5 protein-coding genes are annotated in these 3,783 nt (G+C 36.0%); 4 read left to right on the plus strand and 1 reads right to left on the minus strand.

Features of this window, described 5'->3' with window-relative positions; genetic code table 11:
• The first annotated feature begins 75 nt into the window (after positions 1-75).
• The 4 genes from HU235_RS22170 to pheA all read left to right on the plus strand — a co-directional run bounded on the left by HU235_RS22170 (position 76) and on the right by pheA (position 3,452).
• A complete protein-coding gene (locus HU235_RS22170) occupies positions 76-624 on the plus strand; it encodes a Spo0B C-terminal domain-containing protein (RefSeq protein ID WP_145582154.1) in 549 nt (182 codons plus the stop codon).
• Between the two features lie 15 nt (positions 625-639).
• Entirely contained in the window at positions 640-1,923 is a 1,284-nt protein-coding gene (gene obgE, locus HU235_RS22175) for a GTPase ObgE (protein WP_174881620.1), read from the plus strand.
• Between the two features lie 185 nt (positions 1,924-2,108).
• Positions 2,109-2,552 carry an ACT domain-containing protein gene (locus tag HU235_RS22180; protein WP_095302402.1) on the plus strand — a complete coding sequence of 148 codons (444 nt, stop codon included), beginning with the start codon at positions 2,109-2,111 and terminating at the stop codon, positions 2,550-2,552.
• Positions 2,553-2,573: 21 nt separating this feature from the next.
• On the plus strand, positions 2,574-3,452 hold the full coding sequence (gene pheA / locus HU235_RS22185; protein ID WP_095302409.1) for a prephenate dehydratase: 879 nt from the start codon (positions 2,574-2,576) through the stop codon (positions 3,450-3,452).
• Between the two features lie 133 nt (positions 3,453-3,585).
• Here pheA and HU235_RS22190 read toward each other — a convergent pair.
• Positions 3,586-3,783 (minus strand): 3H domain-containing protein (locus HU235_RS22190; RefSeq protein WP_325100951.1); only part of this gene is annotated, 198 nt, incomplete at its 5' end.

A 3,783-nucleotide genomic window follows, 5' to 3' on the forward strand; every position in this document is an offset into this window, starting at 1 on the left:
ATTACAATCTTTGTTATAATTCTAAATACAGCCTCATACTCCTTTCAATCTCATTAAAAAAATAGGGGAAATAGTATGAAAAATAAAAATAGTGAATGGAATGTTGTTGATTTATTAAGTCATTCAAGGCATGATTGGATGAATAAATTACAATTAATAAAAGGCAATCTTTCCTTGCAAAAATTTGATCGGGTACATGAAATTATTGAGGAAGTTATCATTGAATCACAGCAAGAGTCCAAGCTATGTAATCTGAAAATGTCAGCCTTTGCAAGCTATCTCATGACATTTAACTGGAAGCAGCATCATTTTCAATTGGAATATGAAATATTAGGTGATGTTTTATCATTAGAGGAATATGATATGGCAGTTTCACAATGGACAAAGAGTTTATTGGAAACCATTGATCAACTTGCAGAGATAACTCATGATAATCACTTAATGATTACAATAGATATTGGATCGAATGAGGATGAAGTTCGTTTCTTTTTTGATTTTAATGGCATAATAAAGGAAACAGAAACTTTAATAAGTTGGTTAAGTAAGCATCATGAAAAAATAAATGTAAAAGAATTTGAAGTGAATACATATGAAGTGGCAATAGTTGTTTCATTAGGTACTTAGAACGGAGGAAGACAAATGTTTGTCGATCAGGTCAAGATTTATGTTAAAGGTGGCGATGGAGGTAACGGTATGGTTGCATTCCGTCGTGAAAAATATGTTCCAAAAGGTGGACCAGCAGGTGGCGATGGCGGAAATGGAGCTGACGTTGTATTCGAGGTTGAAGAGGGGTTAAGAACGTTAATGGATTTCCGTTATAAACGTCATTTTAAAGCATCTCGTGGTGAGCATGGGATGTCGAAAAATCAGCATGGTAGAAATGCACAGCCAATGGTCGTAAAGGTGCCACCTGGAACAGTGGTAACGGACGAGGAAACTGGGCAAATTATTGCTGATTTGACTGATCATGGGCAAAGAGCAGTTATTGCTAAAGGTGGAAGAGGTGGTCGTGGAAACACGAGATTTGCAACACCAGCAAATCCAGCACCAGAGCTTTCAGAAAATGGTGAACCAGGAATCGAGAGAAACGTTATTCTTGAACTAAAGGTTTTGGCTGATGTTGGTTTAGTTGGGTTTCCTAGTGTAGGTAAATCAACGTTATTATCTGTAGTGTCCTCTGCAAAACCTAAAATAGCTGAATATCATTTCACAACATTAGTCCCTAATTTAGGAATGGTTGAAACAGAAGATGGTCGCAGTTTTGTTATGGCAGACCTTCCTGGGTTAATAGAAGGTGCACATGAAGGAGTCGGGTTAGGCCATCAATTTTTAAGACATATTGAAAGAACTCGAGTTATTGTTCATGTAATTGACATGTCTGGATTAGAAGGAAGAGATCCTTATGAGGATTATGTAACGATTAATGCTGAGTTAAAGGAATATAATCTACGGTTAACTGAAAGACCGCAAATTATTGTAGCGAATAAAATGGACATGCCTGAAGCTGAAGAGAATCTTGCACTTTTTAAAAGCAAATTAAAGGATGATAGTAAAATATTTCCGATTTCTGCGATTACTCGTGAAGGTGTTCGCGAATTGCTATTTGAAATTGCTGATACGATTGAACGTACTCCTGAGTTTCCACTATTTGAGGAGGAGCCAGCTGAGCACCGAGTTGTTTATGAATTTAAAAAGGAAGAACCGAACTTTGCTATATCACGTGACAGTGATGGATCTTACATCCTATCAGGAGAGAAGATTGAAAAGCTATTCAAAATGACCGATTTCTCCCGTGAGGAATCTGTTAGACGGTTTGCACGTCAACTTCGTGGTCTAGGTGTAGATGAAGCCTTACGCGAAAGAGGCGCTAAAGACGGAGATATAGTGAAATTGCTTGACTATGAATTTGAGTTTGTTGAATAAATATTTGAATCGTTTTGTAACGATACTGATCGAGAGCTTATTTTAAGCTCTCTTTTTATATAGCTATCAAAAAGCTAAAAGCAATAAGTTTACGAAAACAACCAAATAAATATAGAAAAATGAAGAAAATTAATTAATATTGTGATAAATTATCTACATTGAGAAAAATAGATGGGAGGGAGTTTATGAAGAATGATACGTTTTTTTTAGTTCGTGAAGATATTTTGCCTGAAGCGATGAAAAAAACATTAGAAGTTAAAAAGCTGATTGAAAGAGGTAAAGTCGATTCCGTTGCGGAAGCAGTACAAAGAGTAGATATGAGCCGGAGTGCATTTTATAAGTATCGTGATGCGGTTTTTCCTTTCCACACAATGGTAAAAGAAAAATTAATTACACTTTTCTTTCATTTAGAAGATCGGAGTGGAACACTTTCAGAATTATTATCTGTCGTTGCTACAGCAGGCTGTAACGTTTTAACAATCCATCAAACAATCCCGATTCAAGGTCGTGCGAATGTAACACTCTCTCTTAATACAAATGGAATGAATGAGGATATTAACCGTTTAATGGCAAGGTTTCGTAGCCTAGAGTTTGTTGAAAAGGTTGAAATATTAGGTCAAGGTGCATAAGGAGATGAAGCTATTTTGGCAATAAGAGTAGGTTTCTTAGGTCCTCGCGCGACATTTACTCATTTAGCTGTTGAAGCTTATTTTGGTAATGATGTTGAGCAGGTACCAATGACAACGATCCCACAATGTATTGATGCAGTAGCAGATGGTGAAATTGATCTTGCTGTTGTCCCTACTGAAAATGCACTTGAAGGATCAGTAAATTTAACTTTTGATTATTTAATCCATGAACGTCCTTTATACATAGTAGGTGAAATCGTTTCTCCTATTGAGCAGCATTTTATGGTTCATCCTAAAAGAAGGGATGAATGGGAAAACACGACAAGAATTTACTCCCATTCTCATGCAATTGCTCAATGTCATAAATTTTTGCATAAAAAATTTAAAGGAATAACGTATGATTATGCTACATCAACTGGTGCTGCTGCACAATATGTTAGCAAGCATCCTGATGAACCTGTTGCAGCTATAGCTAATGAAATGGCGGCAAAGGAGTACGGGCTAGAAATTGTAAGAGCAAATATTCATGATTATACTTATAACCATACTCGCTTTGCTATTTTGCACCCATCAAAGAAGTTTGACTATCGAAGTCAAACACTATTATCGGATAAGGAAAAAACAACGCTAATGGTTACTTTGCCTTCGGATCAATCAGGTGCCCTACACCAAGTGCTTTCTGCTTTTACTTGGCGAAAGCTAAACTTATCAAAAATTGAATCAAGACCAATGAAAACAGGGCTAGGCAATTATTTCTTCATTATTGATATAGATATGCTAGTTGATGAGATTTTAATTCCTGGTGCAATAGCTGAGCTTGAAGCATTAGGCTGTGGAGTAAAATTGCTCGGATCCTATGAAGCATATTCGATCAAACAGAGTACAATGCAAGAAAGCTAACACTAGTTTATTATTGCGGAGAAAGTAAATGTACTTGCATTGATAATTCGTCAGTAAGAAAACAGGTGGACATATTAGCCCACCTGTTTTTTTGATTCAATTTACCTTCTGTATTTTATTAAGCATCGTTTTCTTAGTCATGGACGATAAAACCTTCATCGGAAAGCTGTTCACAGGCGCGATCAAGCTTATCAGGTGAATCTGCCTGTATAGTATGCAAATGAATTCCTCCAGTTAATTGAGATAAATAAGCTGCTTTTGATTTATTTATTTTATTAATAAATTCATTTACTTCATTTCGATTTCCAACTCTAATAGATGCAGTTAAATC

The sequence above is a fragment of the Metabacillus niabensis genome (assembly GCF_902829255.1).
Taxonomy (GTDB): domain Bacteria; phylum Bacillota; class Bacilli; order Bacillales; family Bacillaceae; genus Metabacillus; species Metabacillus niabensis.

Coding starts and splice junctions, on each gene's coding strand:
- obgE (WP_174881620.1), top strand. CDS start 640: ATGTTTGTCGATCAGGTCAAGATTTATGTTAAAGGTGGCGATGGAGGT.
- HU235_RS22180 (WP_095302402.1), top strand. CDS start 2,109: ATGAAGAATGATACGTTTTTTTTAGTTCGTGAAGATATTTTGCCTGAA.
- HU235_RS22170 (WP_145582154.1), top strand. CDS start 76: ATGAAAAATAAAAATAGTGAATGGAATGTTGTTGATTTATTAAGTCAT.